19 protein-coding genes and 1 pseudogene are annotated in these 17747 nt (G+C 55.8%); 13 read left to right on the top strand and 7 right to left on the bottom strand.

Annotated elements, in window-relative coordinates; all coding sequences use genetic code 11:
• Positions 1–7 precede the first annotated feature (7 nt).
• Complete coding sequence (locus AGA_RS07760; RefSeq protein ID WP_059023742.1) at positions 8–805, bottom strand: inositol monophosphatase family protein; 798 nt, start codon at positions 803–805, stop codon at positions 8–10.
• The gene (locus AGA_RS07755; RefSeq protein ID WP_059023741.1) at positions 802–1317 is read right to left on the bottom strand and encodes a c-type cytochrome; all 516 of its coding nucleotides are present in this window, start codon (positions 1315–1317) and stop codon (positions 802–804) included. The genes AGA_RS07760 and AGA_RS07755 overlap by 4 nt, the downstream gene beginning before the upstream one ends.
• 107 nt (positions 1318–1424) lie before the next feature.
• On the opposite strand from AGA_RS07755, the gene AGA_RS07750 reads away from it, so the two are divergent.
• Genes AGA_RS07750 through smpB form a run of 4 tightly spaced genes read left to right on the top strand, consistent with a single transcriptional unit; the run spans position 1425 to position 4473 of the window.
• Positions 1425–2159, top strand: coding sequence for a 3-deoxy-manno-octulosonate cytidylyltransferase (locus AGA_RS07750; RefSeq protein WP_083503585.1), 735 nt, complete (start codon positions 1425–1427; stop codon positions 2157–2159).
• A 6-nt stretch (positions 2160–2165) separates the two neighbouring features.
• Positions 2166–3062, top strand: a complete 897-nt coding sequence (locus AGA_RS07745) for a prephenate dehydratase (RefSeq protein ID WP_059023739.1) — start codon at positions 2166–2168, stop codon at positions 3060–3062.
• An 11-nt stretch (positions 3063–3073) separates the two neighbouring features.
• Positions 3074–3964, top strand: a complete 891-nt coding sequence (gene dapA, locus AGA_RS07740) for a 4-hydroxy-tetrahydrodipicolinate synthase (RefSeq protein ID WP_059023738.1) — start codon at positions 3074–3076, stop codon at positions 3962–3964.
• Between the two features lie 2 nt (positions 3965–3966).
• Entirely contained in the window at positions 3967–4473 is a 507-nt protein-coding gene (gene smpB / locus AGA_RS07735; protein WP_059023737.1) for an SsrA-binding protein SmpB, read from the top strand.
• A gap of 111 nt (positions 4474–4584) precedes the next feature.
• Here smpB and AGA_RS14320 read toward each other — a convergent pair whose 3' ends face one another.
• The gene (locus tag AGA_RS14320) at positions 4585–5268 is read right to left on the bottom strand and encodes a cold-shock protein (RefSeq protein WP_059023736.1); all 684 of its coding nucleotides are present in this window, start codon (positions 5266–5268) and stop codon (positions 4585–4587) included.
• A 726-nt stretch (positions 5269–5994) separates the two neighbouring features.
• Between AGA_RS14320 and AGA_RS07725 the strand changes: the two genes are divergently transcribed.
• From AGA_RS07725 to mltG, 9 genes are all read left to right on the top strand, one after another.
• On the top strand, positions 5995–6351 hold the full coding sequence (locus tag AGA_RS07725; RefSeq protein ID WP_059023735.1) for a hypothetical protein: 357 nt from the start codon (positions 5995–5997) through the stop codon (positions 6349–6351).
• A 201-nt stretch (positions 6352–6552) separates the two neighbouring features.
• Entirely contained in the window at positions 6553–7302 is a 750-nt protein-coding gene (locus tag AGA_RS07720) for a glycine betaine ABC transporter substrate-binding protein (protein ID WP_059023734.1), read from the top strand.
• 12 nt (positions 7303–7314) lie between these two features.
• A complete protein-coding gene (locus AGA_RS07715; protein WP_059023733.1) occupies positions 7315–8574 on the top strand; it encodes a class I SAM-dependent methyltransferase in 1260 nt (419 codons plus the stop codon).
• Positions 8575–8586: 12 nt separating this feature from the next.
• Positions 8587–9114: a YdcF family protein gene (locus tag AGA_RS07710; RefSeq protein WP_059023732.1), complete on the top strand. Its 528-nt coding sequence runs from the start codon at positions 8587–8589 to the stop codon at positions 9112–9114.
• Between the two features lie 162 nt (positions 9115–9276).
• Positions 9277–10221 carry an ACP S-malonyltransferase gene (gene fabD, locus AGA_RS07705; RefSeq protein ID WP_059023731.1) on the top strand — a complete coding sequence of 315 codons (945 nt, stop codon included), beginning with the start codon at positions 9277–9279 and terminating at the stop codon, positions 10219–10221.
• Positions 10222–10237: 16 nt separating this feature from the next.
• The gene (fabG, locus tag AGA_RS07700; RefSeq protein ID WP_059023730.1) at positions 10238–10978 is read left to right on the top strand and encodes a 3-oxoacyl-[acyl-carrier-protein] reductase; all 741 of its coding nucleotides are present in this window, start codon (positions 10238–10240) and stop codon (positions 10976–10978) included.
• 289 nt (positions 10979–11267) lie between these two features.
• Positions 11268–11507 (top strand): acyl carrier protein, encoded by a 240-nt coding sequence (locus AGA_RS07695; protein WP_025825175.1) that lies wholly within the window; start codon positions 11268–11270, stop codon positions 11505–11507.
• Positions 11508–11613: 106 nt separating this feature from the next.
• Positions 11614–12882, top strand: coding sequence for a beta-ketoacyl-ACP synthase II (gene fabF, locus AGA_RS07690; protein WP_083503584.1), 1269 nt, complete (start codon positions 11614–11616; stop codon positions 12880–12882).
• Entirely contained in the window at positions 12872–13906 is a 1035-nt protein-coding gene (mltG, locus tag AGA_RS07685) for an endolytic transglycosylase MltG (protein ID WP_083503583.1), read from the top strand. The genes fabF and mltG overlap by 11 nt, the downstream gene beginning before the upstream one ends.
• Positions 13907–13952: 46 nt before the next feature.
• On the opposite strand, the gene AGA_RS07680 is transcribed toward mltG, so the two are convergent.
• The 4 genes and pseudogenes from AGA_RS07680 to lpxK form a co-directional block, all read right to left on the bottom strand.
• Complete coding sequence (locus AGA_RS07680; protein ID WP_059023728.1) at positions 13953–14795, bottom strand: lipid-binding SYLF domain-containing protein; 843 nt, start codon at positions 14793–14795, stop codon at positions 13953–13955.
• Positions 14796–14883: 88 nt separating this feature from the next.
• Positions 14884–15684 (bottom strand): inositol monophosphatase family protein, encoded by an 801-nt coding sequence (locus tag AGA_RS07675; RefSeq protein ID WP_059023727.1) that lies wholly within the window; start codon positions 15682–15684, stop codon positions 14884–14886.
• Between the two features lie 170 nt (positions 15685–15854).
• Positions 15855–16765, bottom strand: a pseudogene (locus AGA_RS07670) (lysophospholipid acyltransferase family protein).
• The gene (gene lpxK / locus AGA_RS07665; RefSeq protein WP_373319919.1) at positions 16762–17745 is read right to left on the bottom strand and encodes a tetraacyldisaccharide 4'-kinase; all 984 of its coding nucleotides are present in this window, start codon (positions 17743–17745) and stop codon (positions 16762–16764) included. Before lpxK ends, AGA_RS07670 begins: the two are co-directional and overlap by 4 nt.
• Positions 17746–17747 lie beyond the last annotated feature (2 nt).

The following is a 17747-nucleotide window of genomic DNA, read 5'->3' as shown; positions in this document are numbered from 1 at the left end:
AGAAATCTTACCGCCCCGCACCCAAAATCCTTACGGCCTCGCGGTGCAGGGAGGCAGACCCGGCAGCCAGAACCGTGCGGTCCCCATCCATGCGCAAGGGAGAACCATCCCATGCGGTCATCACGCCACCAGCCCCCTGCACGATGGGAACAAGGGCACCCCAGTCCCACGGGTTCATGTCACATTCTGCAATCAGGTCAATCTGCCCAAGCGCCAATAGGCCATAGGCATAACAATCCCCGCCCCATGTCATGCGGCGGGCCTGCTGTTTGAGAATTTTCCAGTTATCATGTGGTGCCAGTTCCAGCATCTCGGGGGATGTGCAGGACATTTCGGCCCTGTCCAACGTTACATCCTGCCGGGTTCCGGCCTTACCACCCAACCTGGAGGAAAACTCGGTTGCCCGCCCTTTTACGCCGAACCAGCGCTCCTGCAGAACCGGTTGGTCCAGCACACCAAGCAGCGGCTCCCCTTGATAAAAAAGAGCTATCAGCGTTCCAAACAGCGGACGACCTGTTACAAACGCCCGAGTGCCATCCACCGGGTCCAGTAACCACTGGTAGTCTGCTTGCGCTTTTTCCTGACCGAACTCCTCCCCAAACACACCATGCCCTGGCAACCGCTCAGCCAGAATGGCACGCATCACCCGTTCAGCGCTTCGGTCGGCAATGGTAACAGGGCTGGCATCCTTCTTGCTATCCACATCCACACCGCGCCTGAACCACGGACGAACAACGCTCCGCGCCGTATCGGCCAGCATGGTGGCCACGTCCACAAATTGGTCGATCTTCGTCTGGTGGCTCATCTGGCCGCTCCTGTTGTTGGGGTTGGGAGGGAAGTATGCAGCGTATGCAGGAAGCTGATCACATCGGCCCGATCCTGCGGGTCTGACAGCCCGGCAAAAGACATGCGCGTGCCCGGTGCATACCGGGCCGGAGCCATAAGCCAGTCCGCCAGCCTCTGATCATCCCAGGCCTGAGATGCGTGCTGACGCAATGCCGCGGAATAAGCATAACCGGGCAGGGAGGCGGCGTTACGCCCTACAACTCCGTCCAGCACCGGACCGGCACTTTCGTCCCCGGCCACAAGGCCATGACACTGGGCGCATATCCGCCGGACCAACTGCCCACCATGCACCTGATCGGCATGAGACAGGAACGGAAGCACAGCCACAGACTGCGTGTTAGGTAGTTGGAAAACGGGAGCAGTCGGAGCCGTGTCCGGCACAACAGATTGCGCGGTTGCAAATGCGCCAGCCATAGCTACAACGCTCAGCAAGGCCGAAACCGCCACCCTGTTCAGGAACCTGCCATCCATCCGCATTACCGCCCTGTGTATCACTGGTTGCGTTTACATTGCAGCTTTTCTAGACTGCGCGCCGCTTTTCCACGGCTATAAGCCGCGCAGTATTTTGGAGCAAGCCGATCATGCCGCCCCTCGTTGTCATACCCGCCAGACTTGCCTCGACAAGACTCCCCGGCAAGCCTCTGGCCGACATAGCCGGGCGCCCCATGATCCTGCATGTCCTTAATGCGGCTCTCCGGGCTGATATTGGCCCCGTAGCAGTTGCTGCCGCAGACCCAGAAATCTGTGATATTGTCACAAATGCTGGCGGTCAGGCCGTATTGACAGACGCTGACCTTCCATCCGGTTCCGATCGGGTATGGCAGGCCGTGCAAACCCTTGACCCGGATGGGCGCCACAACACCATTATCAACCTGCAAGGTGATCTGCCTACGCTTGAACCCGCCACGTTACGCGCGGTTCTTACAACCATGAACAATGCGGCATACGATATTGGCACGCTGGTCGCACCCATTACTACGGAAGAGGAAAAAATAGCCCCTTCCGTCGTTAAGGTTGCCTGCCACTTTGGCCCGACAACCGAACATGCTCCGGCGCTCTATTTTTCCCGCCAGCCCATCCCATGGGGGCAGGGCACTTTCTGGCATCATGTTGGTATTTATGGGTGGCGGCGCGAGGCTCTTGCGCGTTTTGTACAACTCCCGCCATCCGGGCTGGAAACACGTGAGAGCCTGGAGCAGCTTCGTGCGTTGGAAAATGGTATGCGCATTGGGTGTTCACGTATTGCAATCGCGCCGTTTGGGGTTGATACACCACAGGATCTGGAACGGGCTCGCCGCCTGCTTGGAGCATAAAAGCCCATGATGGACAAAGTTATCGCCTTTCAGGGTATGCCCGGTGCCTATTCGGACATGGCCTGTCGTGCAGCACGACCGGGCTGGAAAACCTTGCCATGCCATAGCTTTGCCGACGCCATAGATGCAGTCCATGCGGGCAGGGCGGAACAGGCCATGCTGGCGTGCGAAAACAGCCTTGCTGGCCGCGTGCCAGACATCCATTCTCTCCTGCCTGCCGCAGGGCTGCATATTATTGGGGAACATTTCCAGCGTGTTGAACACTGCCTGCTGGTTGTACCCGGCACGCGCATGGAGCAGATCCGCCGGGTTCATACACACCCCGTTGCCATGGCCCAAATCCGCAACCTGCTTAAAACATACAACCTGACTCCTGTTACGGAGTTTGACACGGCGGGTGCGGCAGAACTGGTTGCCTTATGGCAAAAACCCGAAGAAGCAGCAGTAGCTTCCGCTTTGGCCGCAGACCTGTACGGGTTGGAAATTCTAAAGCGCAATGTGGAAGATGCCGCCCACAATACGACGCGCTTCTATATTACGGCCCGCACGCCCGAAGAACCCGAACCCCAGACACCCCACGTCATGACAACGCTCCTCTTTAGCGTGCAGAATACGCCGGGCGCTCTCTATAAAGTGTTAGGCGGTTTTGCTACCAACGGCGTGAACATGACCCGACTTGAAAGTTATATGTCGGGCGATACGTTTGCCGCTACACGCTTTTTGATGGATGTAGAAGGACACCCCGGTGATTCCCGTCTGGGCAAAGCCTTGGCGGAACTTGAATTTTTTTCCAAAAACGCCACAATTCTAGGCGTGTATAAACAATCGCCTTTCCGGCGCAACGCACCAGCCAATGAGCAGGACACTCCGCGTTCCGCTCCCGCAGATGCCATTCCAGGATAAGTGACTGCTCCATGTCTCATACATTCTTCTCCGGCTCCATAACCGCACTCATCACCCCGATGAACCGGGACGGCAGCCTGGATTTTGTCTCGTTTGAAAAATTGGTGGACTGGCAGATACAGGAAGGCACAGCAGGGCTTTGTGCCGTCGGCACAACGGGAGAAAGCCCCACGCTCTCCCATACCGAGCATCACGCCGTTGTGGAGCGCACCATCAAAATCGCCAATGGTCGCGTGCCCGTCATTGCCGGGGCAGGCTCCAACAGCACATCTGAAGCTGTTGATCTGGCGCGCCACGCGGAACAGGCTGGAGCGGCCGCAGCCCTTGTTGTCGCACCGTACTACAACAAGCCTACGCAGGAAGGGCTTTACAGGCATTTTATGGCAATTGCTGATGCCGTTTCCATTCCGGTTATTCTTTACAATATTCCGGGTCGCTCCATTATTGACATCAGCGTGGAAACAACAGCCCGCCTAGCAAAACATGGGAACATTGTGGGCGTAAAAGATGCGACCGCTAATCTGTTCCGCCCCCTTCAGGTTCGTCGTGCGGTTGAAAAGCCTTTTAATCAGCTTTCAGGCGAAGACGGCACAGCCGTTGCCTTTCTGGCTGCTGGGGGAGATGGCTGCATCAGCGTAACATCCAATGTTGCTCCTGCTCTCTGCGCCGCAGTGCAAAGCGCGTGGAAAGCTGGGAAAACGCAGGAAGCCATGGATATTCAGGACCGCCTGACACCTCTGCACGACACACTGTTCTGCGAGAGCAACCCAGCACCAGCCAAGTATGCAGCAAGCCTGTTGGGCCTTGCGGGAGAGACATGCCGTCTGCCACTTGCTCCGCTCTCTGATGCATCCCGGCAAAAAGTACGGCAGGCGTTGGTCGAAGTCGGGCTGCTGGACTGATCATGTCGGGCAAATCTGGAAAATCCAGCAAAAGCACCATGATCTCCCACGGCATGGTCGCGCAAAACCGCAAGGCACGCTTCAACTACGCCATAAAAGAAACAGTGGAAGCCGGGCTTGTTCTTAAAGGCCCAGAAGTTAAAAGCCTACGACTGGGCCGCGCGACAATTGGCGAAGCCTTTGCTGGCGAACGTAATGGCGAGCTGTGGCTGTTTAACAGCTATATTCCAGAATATCAGGGCGGGGTGCTCTCCCGCTTTGATTCGCGCGCTCCACGCAAACTGCTCATGCACCGCAAACAGGTGCAAAAGTTTATGGGCGCAATAGCCAAACAGGGGGCAACCCTTGTCCCGCTGGATATACACTTCAACGATCGCGGGCTGGCCAAGGTTACGCTCGGATTGGGCGTTGGCAAGAAAAGCGTTGATAAACGACAGACTGTTGCTGACCGGGATTGGCAGCGCGATAAGGCGCGCCTACTGCGCAACAAAGGGAAGGGCGACTACTAATCTTTTCCCAAAAGCCTAGAGCCCCATACATTTGTCCATTGCGCAGCCACAAAAAAAGCCCCGGTTAAAAAACCGGGGCTTTTTTCTTACATACCGCTAAAAAGCAATATTTTAGGCAGAGGTCACTTCAGCAGCTTCCGGGCCTTTCTGGCCCTGAACAACCTTGACGTTGACACCCTGACCTTCGTTCAGACCAGGCAGACCGGAGCGTTCCAGTGCTGATGCGTGAATGAAGATGTCCTTGCCGCCGCCTTCTGGCGTGATGAAGCCAAAGCCCTTAACAGCGTTATACCATTTAACGGTACCGCGCGTGTCTTCAGCGTTGGACAGATCAGGAGCCGGACGCGCAGGACGCGCACCAAAACCCGGGCGACCGCCAGCGGGGCTACGCGGACGTTCCGGCTGAGCCGTGCTTTCATCAACAGAGATGACTTCGGCGACCTGACGCCCCTTCGGGCCCTGACCAATGCGCACCACCAGCGTAGCACCGGGATTTACACCCTGAACACCAGCCTGAGAGAGCGCGTTGGCGTGCAGGAACACATCGCCTGTGCCATCAGCGAGTTCGACAAAGCCGAAGCCTTTTTCGCCATTGAACCACTTGACGGCTGCACCCACTTCCGGGCCGGAAGCGATAACCTGCGGACCACCAGCGGGCCGGCGCGGAGCAAACCCACCACGGTCGCCACCACCATAAGAGGGGCGTTCACCGAAAGAAGGCATCGACATATAGTCGTCATCAAATCCGCCGCGGCGAGGAGAACGGGGGCTGCGGTCGGTCCTGTTACTTTTCAACGGTCTTGATCCTGGAGTGCGGAGAAGATGGAAGCTTCTCCGGATATTGAAATACGGGCAAACTGCAAGAGTGGGTTGACAGGTTTACGTGCTTTGAACAAAAAGCCCATCATTCCCCCTCCTGAATACTGCAAACATGCCCAACACATGCGTAGCACAGTCATCAGCGTGCTGCTACAGCAAAGCATGAAATCCGCGCCCGCTTCACGCACTTTTCTTCATATCACAAGGTTGTGATAATTGACGGAAACGCCGCCTGCCGCCGCCTGCATGATATCCCACCATACGACACACGACATATCTCCAGATTTGCAGAGACATTGAGCAGCACTCAGAATCCGGGCTGGGCTGCATTATATTTTTGACCACTAGATAAAATGGGGGAGAGGGAGGCCATCATTCATACAGCCTTTGGCCTTTATTTTTTTACCAACCCAGCAGGATCGGGCCGTCACATTCACCCACACAAAGACGATTTGTTTAATTTCGCCTCACTCAAGAAACACCACACGCCACTTTAATTGCCTAATTTTTACTCATATGTTGTTTTTTTGTGCATTTTTTGCCCTCAGATTCTCACTTTCTGTGTTTTTTTCGTCACTACCCTATCAACCTGCCCTTTTATGAGGCGAAAGGTCTCTCTTTCCTATAGCGCGACAGGAAGTTTCCCCCTTAAGCTCCAAAACAGAAAGAGCCACCGGGTTTTGAGTAGGGGATACAGAATTCATGCTGCGTCAGTCGGAAACACAGAACGTCTGTCAGGTTATTCCGTTTCAGATGGAAATCATGTGCCGTCACCGCGACTATCTGGATCGCTGGATTGCGGCCAGCCAGCCGATGGGCATCTGCGATGCGGACATTTTTCCTGCGGAAGAAAAACAGGCCGGTGTGTCCTCCGGTTACGTTCTGGTCTGGGTGCGCGAAACCTCAAACCCTGCTTACAAAGTCTATTCACGCGGCAACCGCTGGATTGTCATGGACGCCGTGCGTGACACCACTTTGGGTCAGTTCGCATCTTTTGCCGATGCGCTGAACATGATCCGCCCTGTTCTCCCGGTTAAGCAGGGGATTGTTGCAGCCTAACGTTACCTCAACCATTTTTCTGGTGCTTTCCAACCGCCACGCCTTGCCATGAGGTGTGGCGGTTTTTCTTTGCCATCTGCCGTATAAAAATGCCCAATGGAGGCAGATATTTCCATTTGAGGGATTGCCACTCCGCTTTCTCGTGCGGCAAGGACTAGGCAGACTTCTTTTGCAGTCCCGACCGATCCAGAGGAACCCGAAATGACATCCCTGACACTCGCCTATCCTGATTCCACCATTCATGAGGCGACGGCAGCCACCATCATTCGGGTTCTGGAAGCCAACGATGTTGAGCCCGAAATTGTAACTGGCCCCAAACAGGCTCTGGCTGACCTACTGCGCAAGCATGAAATTGACATCTACGTTGCTGCATGGCTGCCAGAGGACGATGCCGACCTTCTGTCCCCCGGCATCACGCAACTGGGCCGACTGTTCCGGCCAGAAGCCTGCTGCTGTATTTCGGACGAGAACAGCCCGCTCGCATCTTTAAGTGAGCTGGCGCAGGCTGGCCCTGAAATCTCACGCGTTATTATAACGCCACAATCTCTGGAAAAACGTATGGAGCGGGTGCTGGCAGCTTACAGGCTGGCAGATGCGGGCTTCACACTGGACGTCCTACCGGACGAAGAGGCACTGGCAAAGCTGAATGCCGCACTGGGTTCCACGCCGCAGAACATCATGCCGTTGTTCCAGCCCTGCTTTCTGTTCCATCAGGGCGGTCTGCGTATTCTGAATGATCCCGAAAAAGCATTGGGACAAGAGCAGGAAGTTACTCTGCTCCTCCGCGAAGGACTGCGAGACGAGCTGGAAACTGACCTGCTGGATGAACTGGATGAGTTGATGCTCAGCGCCAAGATCATCAGCGCCATGGATTATGCCATGCGCGTGGAAGGTATGAGTGCAGATGAAGCTGCGGAAGCTTGGCAGCGTGGAAAACTGCTGCCCCGCTAAAGGCCAAAACCCATGACAAATAACGCCGCAACAGATGACCGCGATGCCGGGCTGGCAGCCCAGTACGAGGCTTATCCATACCCAGAGCGCAACCCACAGGATGAGGCTCGCCGGCTGCTTATTGGCAGCCCCAGCCACCTGAGGGAAATAGACTATTGGGTTTTTGGCGCACAGCGCCCCCGTAGCCAGCCATTACGGGTGCTCGTAGCAGGGTGCGGCACAGGGGATGGCGCCATCATGCTGGCCACCCAGCTTGCTCGGGTTGCCCGCCCGGCTGAAGTTATTTGTCTGGACCGTTCGACTAAAGCACTGGCCATTGCAGAGGCCCGTGCTTTAGTCCGCTCGTTAGAAAATATCCGTTTTATTCAGGGATCCCTGACCGAAATGGAAACACTGGACCTAGGGCTATTCGATTACATTGACTGCTGCGGCGTCCTGCATCACCTGCCAGACCCGGCATCCGCCCTGCAATCCCTCGAACGTCATCTGGCTCCGCAAGGCGGCATGGGCCTTATGGTCTATGCTCCATACGGCCGTACTGGCGTTTATATGTTGCAAGATGCGCTAGCAAAACTGGCGCCCTTCACACAGTCACCAGAAGAACGGCTGGATGTTGCCCGCCGGGTCATGCGTACTCTACCCGCAACCGCATGGCTGCGTCAGAATGGCAACTTTGGCGACCATCTTTCTGGTGGGGACGCCGGTTTGTATGACCTGCTGCTCAACCCCAGAGACCGCTCCTATACCATTACCGAGTTCCTTTCCCTGCTGGATCAGACAGGGCTGGAACCGGCGGCACTTATGGAACCCGCACGCTACAATCCCGGTCTTTTTTTGCCAGACCCAAGGCTGCGCGCACGTATCGCAGTCCTCCCATGGCAGGAACAGGCCGCTATTGCAGAGGATCTGGCTGGCAACATGGCAACCCATGTGGCGTATGTTGTCCGTAAAGATGCCAAGCCGAAAAAACCCGACCCGCTCGCGCCCGATGCTGTTCCCATCATGCGAGAAATTCCTGGGGCTGAACTGGCCAAGCAGATGACGCCAGATAACATGCTACCATTCCATTTTGGCACTCTGGTTGTCCCTATCCCGCTTCCTCCACAAGCACGGGGCATTCTACCCTTGATTGATGGAGAAAGAACCGTGAGAGAACTGGCCGCCATTCTGGCGACCCGCGGCGTAAGTGCAGAAAAATTCCGGCACGTCTGGCGCGAAAGCTTTGATATTCTAGAACGCCTGAACCGTGTTCTCCTACGCGCCCCAGCATAACAGTCATCTGGCATGAATTTGCCGATAGTCGGCGCACACCCCATCATTATTTTTGGCGCAGCCCTTCGGCCGGATGGCTGCCCAACTCCAGCCTTGCTAGGACGCATACGCAGCGCTCTAGCTTACGGTGCAACGCGCAACGTATTCTATATCGTAACAGGTGGCGTGCCACGAAACGGGCGGACAGAGGCTTCTGTAATGGCCGAACTGCTCATACAGGCAGGCTTACCACCCCAACGGATCATTCAGGAAACACGTGCGTCAGACACGTTTGATTCCATTGTCGCGTGCTCGCATATCCTCAAACAGTCAGGTGTAGGAGGGGTAACGCCTGTTGCGGTGGTCACAAGCCCATACCACGCACCACGCTGCCTTTTACTTCTGCGTCTAGCAGGATGGCACGCACATATGGTGCCATTCATCCCCATGCCGCATTATGCCGCCACCTTACGCACCAGACTGCGCCACTTTACGCATGAAATCCTTGCAATTCCGTGGGATGCGCTGCTCGTTCTGCTCTGGCGTATTGTGCCACGCTAACTCAGGCCCTATTCTGCGCGCACTTTTGCCTGCCGGAAGGGCAGAATATACAGGGGTGTCTCTGTAACGCCCAAGCTTTGTTGCGCGCACCCCAACGGTCTGCCCCTTCCACTCTTTGCAATATCTCCGCTTTGAGCGGGGCTTTATGAAACAGTGAGTATCATGGCCGTTTACGCATTTACTTTTCCAGGACAGGGCAGCCAGTCTGTCGGTATGGGGCAGGAGCTTGCGCAAGCTTTTCCCGCGGCGCGAGCCGTTTTTCAGGAAGTTGATGATGCTCTGGGTGAACATCTATCAAAAACGATTTTTGAAGGTCCGATAGAAACACTGACCAGCACGGAAAATGCCCAACCAGCCCTTATGGCTGTTTCCATGGCAGTCCTGCGCGTACTGGAACAGGATGGCGGGCTTGATCTGGCGGGGCGCGTGACCTTGCTGGCCGGCCACTCTTTGGGAGAATATGCGGCTCTAGCCGCCGGCCGGGCATTTGATGTGGCACAGGCCGCCAAACTGCTGCGTCTGCGCGGTCAGGCCATGCAGCGGGCCGTTCCAGCGGGTGAGGGCGGCATGGCCGCATTGATCGGCGTCACACTGGCGCAGGCAGAAGAAATATGTAACCGCGCCTCCGCAGCTGGCAGCATAGAAATTGCTAACGACAACGGCGGTGGCCAGATTGTTGTTTCTGGCAAAATGGCTGGGATTGATGCGGCCATTACCATCGCTAAGGAAATGGGCATCAAGCGGGCTGTTAAACTTCCTGTTTCCGCCCCATTCCATTCCTCACTCATGAAACCCGCGGAAGATGTTATGGCCGAGGCTCTGGCCAAAACGGATATTGCCGCTCCGGTCGTGCCCGTTATCGCCAACGTTACGGCCGAGCGTGAAACAGATGCGGATACGATTCGCCTTAATCTGATTCAGCAGGTTACCGGCCGGGTCCGCTGGCGCGAAAGCGTGGCAACCATGACCGGCATGGGCGTTGATACGTTTGTAGAAATCGGGGCTGGCAAGGTTCTGTCCGGTCTTGTCCGCCGCATTGACCCCGAAGTTTCGACCCTTTCCATCGGCACGCCGGCGGATATCGAAACCTTCCTGAAATCCCTCTAAAACAGGCTTGCACACTATGTTCCGACTGGATGGAAAAACAGCACTCGTTACGGGTGCTTCGGGCGGCATTGGCAGCGCCATTGCCAAAACACTTCATGCTCAGGGTGCCAAAGTGGTTCTATCTGGCACGCGTGAAGCTGTTATTCGCGAACTGGCAGAAGAACTGGGGGAAGGGGCATTCTACGCGGCCGCAAACCTGAGCGAACCATCCGAAGCGGATGCCCTGATTGCCAAGGCTGAAGACGTTGCCGGCGCGCCGCTGGATATTCTGGTCAACAATGCGGGCCTCACGCGGGATACATTGGCCCTGCGCATGAAGGACGAGGACTGGAATCAGGTTCTCAATGTTGATCTTGCAGCGCCATTCCGCCTCTGCCGCGCAACACTAAAGGGAATGCTGCGCCGCCGGGCCGGACGGATTGTCAACATTGCCTCCGTCATTGGCACAACCGGCAATGCAGGGCAGGCCAACTATGCTGCTGCCAAAGCCGGCATGGTCGGCATGAGCAAATCTCTGGCGCAGGAAGCAGGCTCACGCGGGGTAACCGTCAATGTTGTAGCGCCCGGCTTTATTGTAACCCCCATGACTGATGTGCTGCCGGATGCACAGAAGGAGAAACTCCTCTCCTCCATTCCGCTGGCCCGCCTTGGTCAGCCGGAAGATGTTGCCTCCGCCGTCCTCTATCTGGCGTCGGATGAAGCTCGGTGGGTTACTGGGGCCACTTTGCACGTTAACGGCGGCATGGTTATGGCCTGAGCGCACGAAAAGCATATGCACGGCTAGAACAGGTGGTGCAAAATGCTTTAAGATGTGCCACACATGCAGCGCAACCACGCTGTTTGGGGCATGAGACAGAGGTATTTGTCTGGTTTGCCTTGGCGTGGAGAGAGAAAACGTGCTAATCGCGCGCAACACCTTACTGCTGGACCGGAAATGGGCGGGCCTTCGTCTTTCCTGTTACCTGCCAGTATCGAGGTCCGTCGCAGATTAAACACCTGAACAACCTGCCATTTTCGGTAGGCAGGCATATGGGATAGAAAGACAGATGAGCGAAATCGCTGATAAGGTTAAGAAAATCGTGGTCGAGCATCTCGGCGTTGAGGAAAGCAAGGTCACGCCGGAAGCGTCGTTCATTGACGATCTGGGCGCAGACAGCCTTGACACCGTTGAGCTGGTGATGGCGTTCGAAGAAGCCTTCAATGTCGAAATCCCGGAAGATGCCGCTGAAAAAATCACCACGGTGAAAGACGCCATCGACTACATTGAAAAGCAGAAAGCTGCCTGATTTCAGGCCATCTGCCTTTAAATTACAGAATTATGGTCCCTCAGATGGCTGAGGGACCAGATATGTGTCGAATGGGGAGCGGGCTGGTTTGTTGCTTTCGGCCGGAATGAATTCTGGACGGAGACGCGTTGTCGTCACCGGCATGGGCATCGTCGGGCCTCTCGGCCTGGGTGTCGAAAACGTATGGTCACGTCTGATTGCAGGCGAAAGTGGGATTGGAACAATCTCGCAATTCGATGCAAGTGATCTGCCTGCGCAGGTTGCGGGGGAAGTCCCCAATGGCCCGCGGGAGGAAGGTAAACTTACTCTGTCTGAGTGGGTGCCGACCAAAGACCAGCGCAAGATGGACCGTTTCATCCATATGGGGTTGGTTGCCGCAACAGAAGCGGTTGAAGACTCCGGCTGGAAACCCCAGACCGAGGAAGATAAATGCCGCACCGGCGTGATGATCGGCTCTGGCATTGGTGGTCTCCAGACCATTTATGATGCTTCCATCACGGTGCATGAGGGACGTGCAAAACGGCTTTCGCCATTTTTCATTCCTTCCGCCCTGATCAATCTCGTCTCCGGTCATGTCTCCATCAAATATGGTTTTCAGGGCCCTAACCATTCGGTTGTGACCGCCTGTGCCACAGGTGTGCACGCCATTGGTGACGCCGCACGCCTGATTATGTTTGGTGATGCCGACGTTATGGTGGCAGGTGGGGCGGAAGCCACTGTCTGCCCGCTGGGTATTGCCGGGTTCTGCTCTGCACGCGCCCTGTCCACCGGGTTTAACGCAACGCCTCAGCAGGCCTCCCGTCCGTGGGACAAGGACCGTGATGGCTTTGTGATGGGCGAAGGCTCTGGCATTGTCGTGCTGGAAGAGTACGAGCACGCCAAGGCCCGTGGTGCCAAAATTTATGGCGAGGTCATCGGCTACGGTATGTCGGGCGATGCCTACCATATTACAGCCCCCTCGGAAGGCCATTATGGTGCTTACCGTGCCATGCGCTCCGCCCTGCAGAGTGCCGGGCTGACAACAGCTGACATCAATTACGTCAATGCTCATGGCACATCGACCATGGCGGATGATCTTGAGTTGGAAGCTGTTGAGCGCCTGTTTGGCGATGATGCCAAAAAGCTGGCCATGTCTTCCACTAAATCCGCAACAGGGCATCTTCTCGGTGCAGCTGGCGCTGTGGAAGCCATCTTCTCCATTCTTGCCATTCGGGACAACGTGGCGCCGCCCACGCTGAACCTCGACAGCCCTTCACGCGAGAGCGTGATTGACCGTGTGGCGCACACCGCACAGCAGCGTCCGATTAATATTGCCCTGTCCAACAGCTTTGGATTTGGTGGTACGAATGCCAGCTTGATCGTGCGTGGCGTCTAAACGGAAAAAACAGCCTTCCCCTCCTTCCGGCCGCAGTAAACTCTCACGTTTTCTCATATGGGCTGGGGGAGGGGTTTTTACCCTTCTGACAGGTCTGGGACTCACTGCCTTTACTGGTTGGCAGAGCTATACCTGCAAGGGGCCATTATCCTCTGATCAGGATATTGTGGTTCCCCACGGCAATTACGCAACAACTCTGGCCGCCCTGCAAAATGCAGGGGTAATCCATACAGGCTGGTGGAATTCCCGCGTATTTTTGAGCGCCGTTGCCTTAACCCGCCATGACGGACAGCTGCATGCTGCGGAACTCCATTTCCCCGCTTCAGTATCCATTGAGCAAACTTTGTGGATCTTGCGACACGGCAAGCCTGTCCAACACAGACTGACCGTACCAGAAGGTCTGACAGCCCGACAAATACAGGGACTGCTCCAAAACACACCTCTGCTCACGGGGGATCCCCCTCTACCTGCAGAAGGAAGTGTGCTCCCTCAGACGTATACCTATCTACGCAACAGCACCCGCAGAGAACTCCTTGCCCATATGCAAGCCGATATGGTGCAAGCATTAAAAAAGAACTGGGCAGACAGGGACAGCGGACTCCCACTAACCAGCCCGGAAGAATTGGTATCTCTCGCGTCTATCATTGAAAAAGAGACCGCCCAACCAGCTGAACGCCCAGCCGTTGCCCGTGTCTTTTACAATCGCTTGCAAAAAGGCATGAAGCTCCAGACCGACCCTACAGTTATTTACGCTCTGACACAGGGCGCGGCCCCGCTGGACAGGCCTTTGACCCATGCAGACCTTCAAGTCCCCAGTCCCTACAATACGTACCTGCACACCGGCCTGCCACCTGGACCAATTTGCTCACCCGGTAGCGCTGCGTTAGAGGCAGCAGCACACCCTGCCAAAGGGGATATGCTCTATTTTGTAGCAAGCGGGTCTGGTGGGCATAATTTTGCCACTACCTTGGCGGACCACAATCATAATGTGACGTTTTTCCGCAAACAAAAAACCAGCCACTAACGCCGCAGGGCATAAGGTGGCTGGTAGCTTAAAAAGCTAGATTTTTTTAGTGTGCAGACCGTACCGGGGACAGGCTTTCCTGCTGAATGCCGCCACTGGGAGCTGTTACACCCGTACTGTCGCTAGCTACTGAATCGGTAGTGTCTGCACTTGTTCCTGCACGCGGTGCTGCCCCTGTGACAGTACCAGCCTTGCGAGCATAGCGCATAAGGACACTGCGCAATGGGTCCGCATCAGGATTGTTGACGCGCATACTGACAACAATATCTTCCGGGCCAACACTCTGTTTGTAATATGCCCGGTTTTCGTCACTGTTCACGGTCAGCTTGCTGCCCCCCAGAGACGCACCGGCAAACACACCCTGAGACTTCTGGGCAACCAGAATATCCGTATTGCTTGCACCAGCATTAGCGCTAGCTACGGCTGAACTCATATTCGCAAACGATGCCCCGGCATTGGAACCAAACTGGAACTGGCTATCTAGCAGCGCCTGAAGCCCACGATCCGTCATGATGAAAAAGATGATCTGTGAGCTTTGAACACCAAACTGAATACCAAATGATGCAGAACTGAGTTTGTAAAAAGCCGGGTCTGACCATGAGCCGCGCGCATCTTTTGCAAGCAGAACGCAGTCACCATGCGCTCCACCAAACGCAATGGACATCCGGAACATGGCGGGGCAGACCATGACCGCCCGAGCCTTGGCAAGATTGGTGACCAACGCATTCTGAGCGTTTGCGCCAATAAAAATGTCCTGCACGCTCAAAGCTGCTTTATCAACAGTGGCCTGGGGGCTATCCGCTGCCTGCGCACGTCCCACCATGCCGGAAGCCAGCATGGTTGCCGCCAGAACCAGAGAAACTGAAGACAGACGTCTAAAGAAATACATTCCGGGTTTCTCCACGATAAGCCGGTGAATTATTGTTAAAAAAGAACATGCTTTTGTGGCACGAGAAAGGCCTGCTTCCGTTTTGTCCTCATTCCAGAGGAATGGAAACCGCCTTAGCCAGAACAGGCCCAATATGTGGGTTAGCTGCCATAATGGTTGCCCCCCCGGTCAGCCCACCATCCCGCAGGAAGGGAGACACAACGGCACCAGCCTCGGCCAACAGAGGCAGAGCCGCTGCCACATCCCACAAATTGATAACAATTTCGATATACCCATCAAGCCGGCCACTTGCCACATCGGCCAGCGCCAATGCGCCACACCCTCCAGAACGCGGCATGGTGCCCAGTTCCATAATCGCATCCATCTTTTCCATAAAGACGGATTTGGGAACACGACCACTCCACCCCATTTCAATCATGGAGCGGGCAGGGTCCTTGATAGGGGATGCCTTGATCGGTTTACCATTTAAAAAAGCACCATAACCGCGCAGCGCGGTATAGACTTCCCCTAAAGCGGGGGCGTCAATCACGCCAGCAACCGGCTCATCTCCATCCATCAGCCCCAGAGACACGCACCATCTGCATCTGCCACGCGCATAATTGGAAGTCCCATCAATGGGATCCACAACCCAGCGCAAACTACCCGTGCGGGTCAGACCGCCTTCTTCCCCCTGAAAGCCATCTTCGGGAAAAAGAGCCTGCATCCGTTGTGCAATAAATGCTTCGACTGCACCGTCTGTTTCGGTCAACCAGTCCTGCGCAGACTTTAACTCCCCCTGCGGCCCACCCGGTGGCGGCCGCATGGACATAGCCAGACGGGCGGCATCGTGCACAACAGCCCGGGCGGCTTCCAATCGGTACGCAAGGGCAGGGCTGGGAAGGGAAGACATGAGCAGGCTACTCCGACAAAGTGTATTTGCCCCCACCATACTGCCAAGCCGGGCATAGGGCGACCCGCTTTATATACCTCACACCCACATGTCTGCCATTTCTAGATGCCACAAAAACATCTTCAAAACATGGCTTTACCTAGCTCACCAAGGGAGCGGACAACGGGGAATTAGCGGTATAATTCCTTAGCCCAGCGCCGATGCAGCCATAACCAGCTTGACGGGTTCTTCCGGATCCATGTCTCCAGACGGTCATTGACCATCTGGACTAATGTTTGCAGGTCTTTCTGCTTATCCCCTGTATCGGGCAGAACCATAGGCGGTTCCACCACAATACGGAGCCGCGCAGGCCCCAGCCGCTCCACATAACCCGGAATAACAGGGCATCTGTAACGCAAAGCCATGGCGGCAAGGGCTGGCGCCGTCATTGTAGGACGACCAAAAATGAGGCTTCAATGCCATCATTCATTTTCTGGTCCACCAACATACCCAGACGTCCACCGCGAGAGACATAAGCCAACGCCTGGCGTGCTCCTTTGGCTCCTTTGGCAAACAAGGGCACGGGCGTACGCCCCATGGCTTTGCTCCGCAAAGAACAAATGACACCATTAATCAGCGGATTACTTGGTGCACGATAGAATGAGGCAAACGGCGTGCCATGCTGTGCCACCGCAGGCGGAAGCATTTCCCAATTACCAATGTGGCCAGATACAAACAGAACAGAGCCACCGTGATGCGCCTGTTGTGCCAGATACTCGGCACCCTGCACCTCAAACCCGGGGCCTGTGACCGTGTTCTCCCGCAGAGCGGCAATATGAGGCAATTCGCCCATATTGCGCCCCAGATTTTCCCACATTCCAAGCACTATCTGCTTGCGGGCATGGCCATCCAGTTCAGGCATGGTCATTTCCAAATTGCGGTACGCAATGCGGGAAACAGGCAGCATTGGGCCGACAACACGGCAGAGCCGACCAACAAAGTTGGATGACGTGTCAGGACGCAACCGTGCCAACACCTGCAATAAGGCTGAAACAACAAGGAATTCGAGCCAGTAGAGCACGGCTGCCATCAGCTTCTTCATGCCTGCCGTGCCAGCAAAGTGTCTAACAGACATTCCGGCGCTTGCGGGTCACGCCAGACCAACCGGACGTTCATAACGACAACATTCTGACGAAAACTGGCAGGCAGTCGCATGGCATCCTTGGGAGTTGTCACAAGCCGCGCGCCAAGACGACTAGCCTCAGCCTGAAGGCGCGCTATATCGCGGTTATTGTATGCATAGTGGTCTGGAAAAGGAAGTGCCTCCACCACCTTAATCCCAGCTGAGCGCAAGCCTTCAAAGAACTTCTCCGGTCGCCCTATACCCGCAAATGCAACATATAAGCTACTGCGCAAGACTTCTGGCGCATCAACCTGCTCCAGCTCTGCATGTAAAACGGGCAGGTTCCGGCTTTGTGCCAGCCTTTCAACATCGTGCCTGTCTGCTCCAATAATAAGCAGCGCATCCGTTCGGGCCAATCCATCCTCTACGGTCTCCCGCAAAGGGCCAGCTGGTAAAACATGCCCGTTACCCAACCCAACAGCACCATCCACCACCACGAGCGACACTGTTTTTCCCAATGACGGGTTTTGAAAACCATCATCCATAATCAGGCAATCCGCACCAGCACTCACGGCGCACCGTGCGGTTACAGCACGATCGCCACCAACCCAGACAGGGCAGTAACGCGCCAGTAACAGCGGTTCATCCCCTACATCCCGCGCGGTATGAAAAGCAGGCATGACCTGTGTGCCATTGGGGACTTTGCCCCCGTACCCACGTGTCAGCACATGAGGATGGACGCCCCGAGCCTGCAACCTTTGCACCAGATCAATGACAACGGTTGTTTTACCAGCACCGCCAACGGTCAGGTTGCCACAGCATAGAACCGGTACGGGGGCCTGCCACCCCTTACGCTGCATTCTGCAACGCGCCACTCTGGCCACCGCCCATGCCAGAGGCGTCAATACCGCAGGCCACAGCTTGACCTGAGGCCTGAACCAGAATGAGGGAGCGGACAGCT

The organism is Acetobacter ghanensis (genome assembly GCF_001499675.1).
In the GTDB taxonomy this organism is placed as follows: Bacteria; Pseudomonadota; Alphaproteobacteria; order Acetobacterales; family Acetobacteraceae; genus Acetobacter; species Acetobacter ghanensis.
The sequence above is the reverse complement of the archived record's forward strand: the minus strand, read 5'-3'. Positions and strand labels throughout refer to the sequence as shown.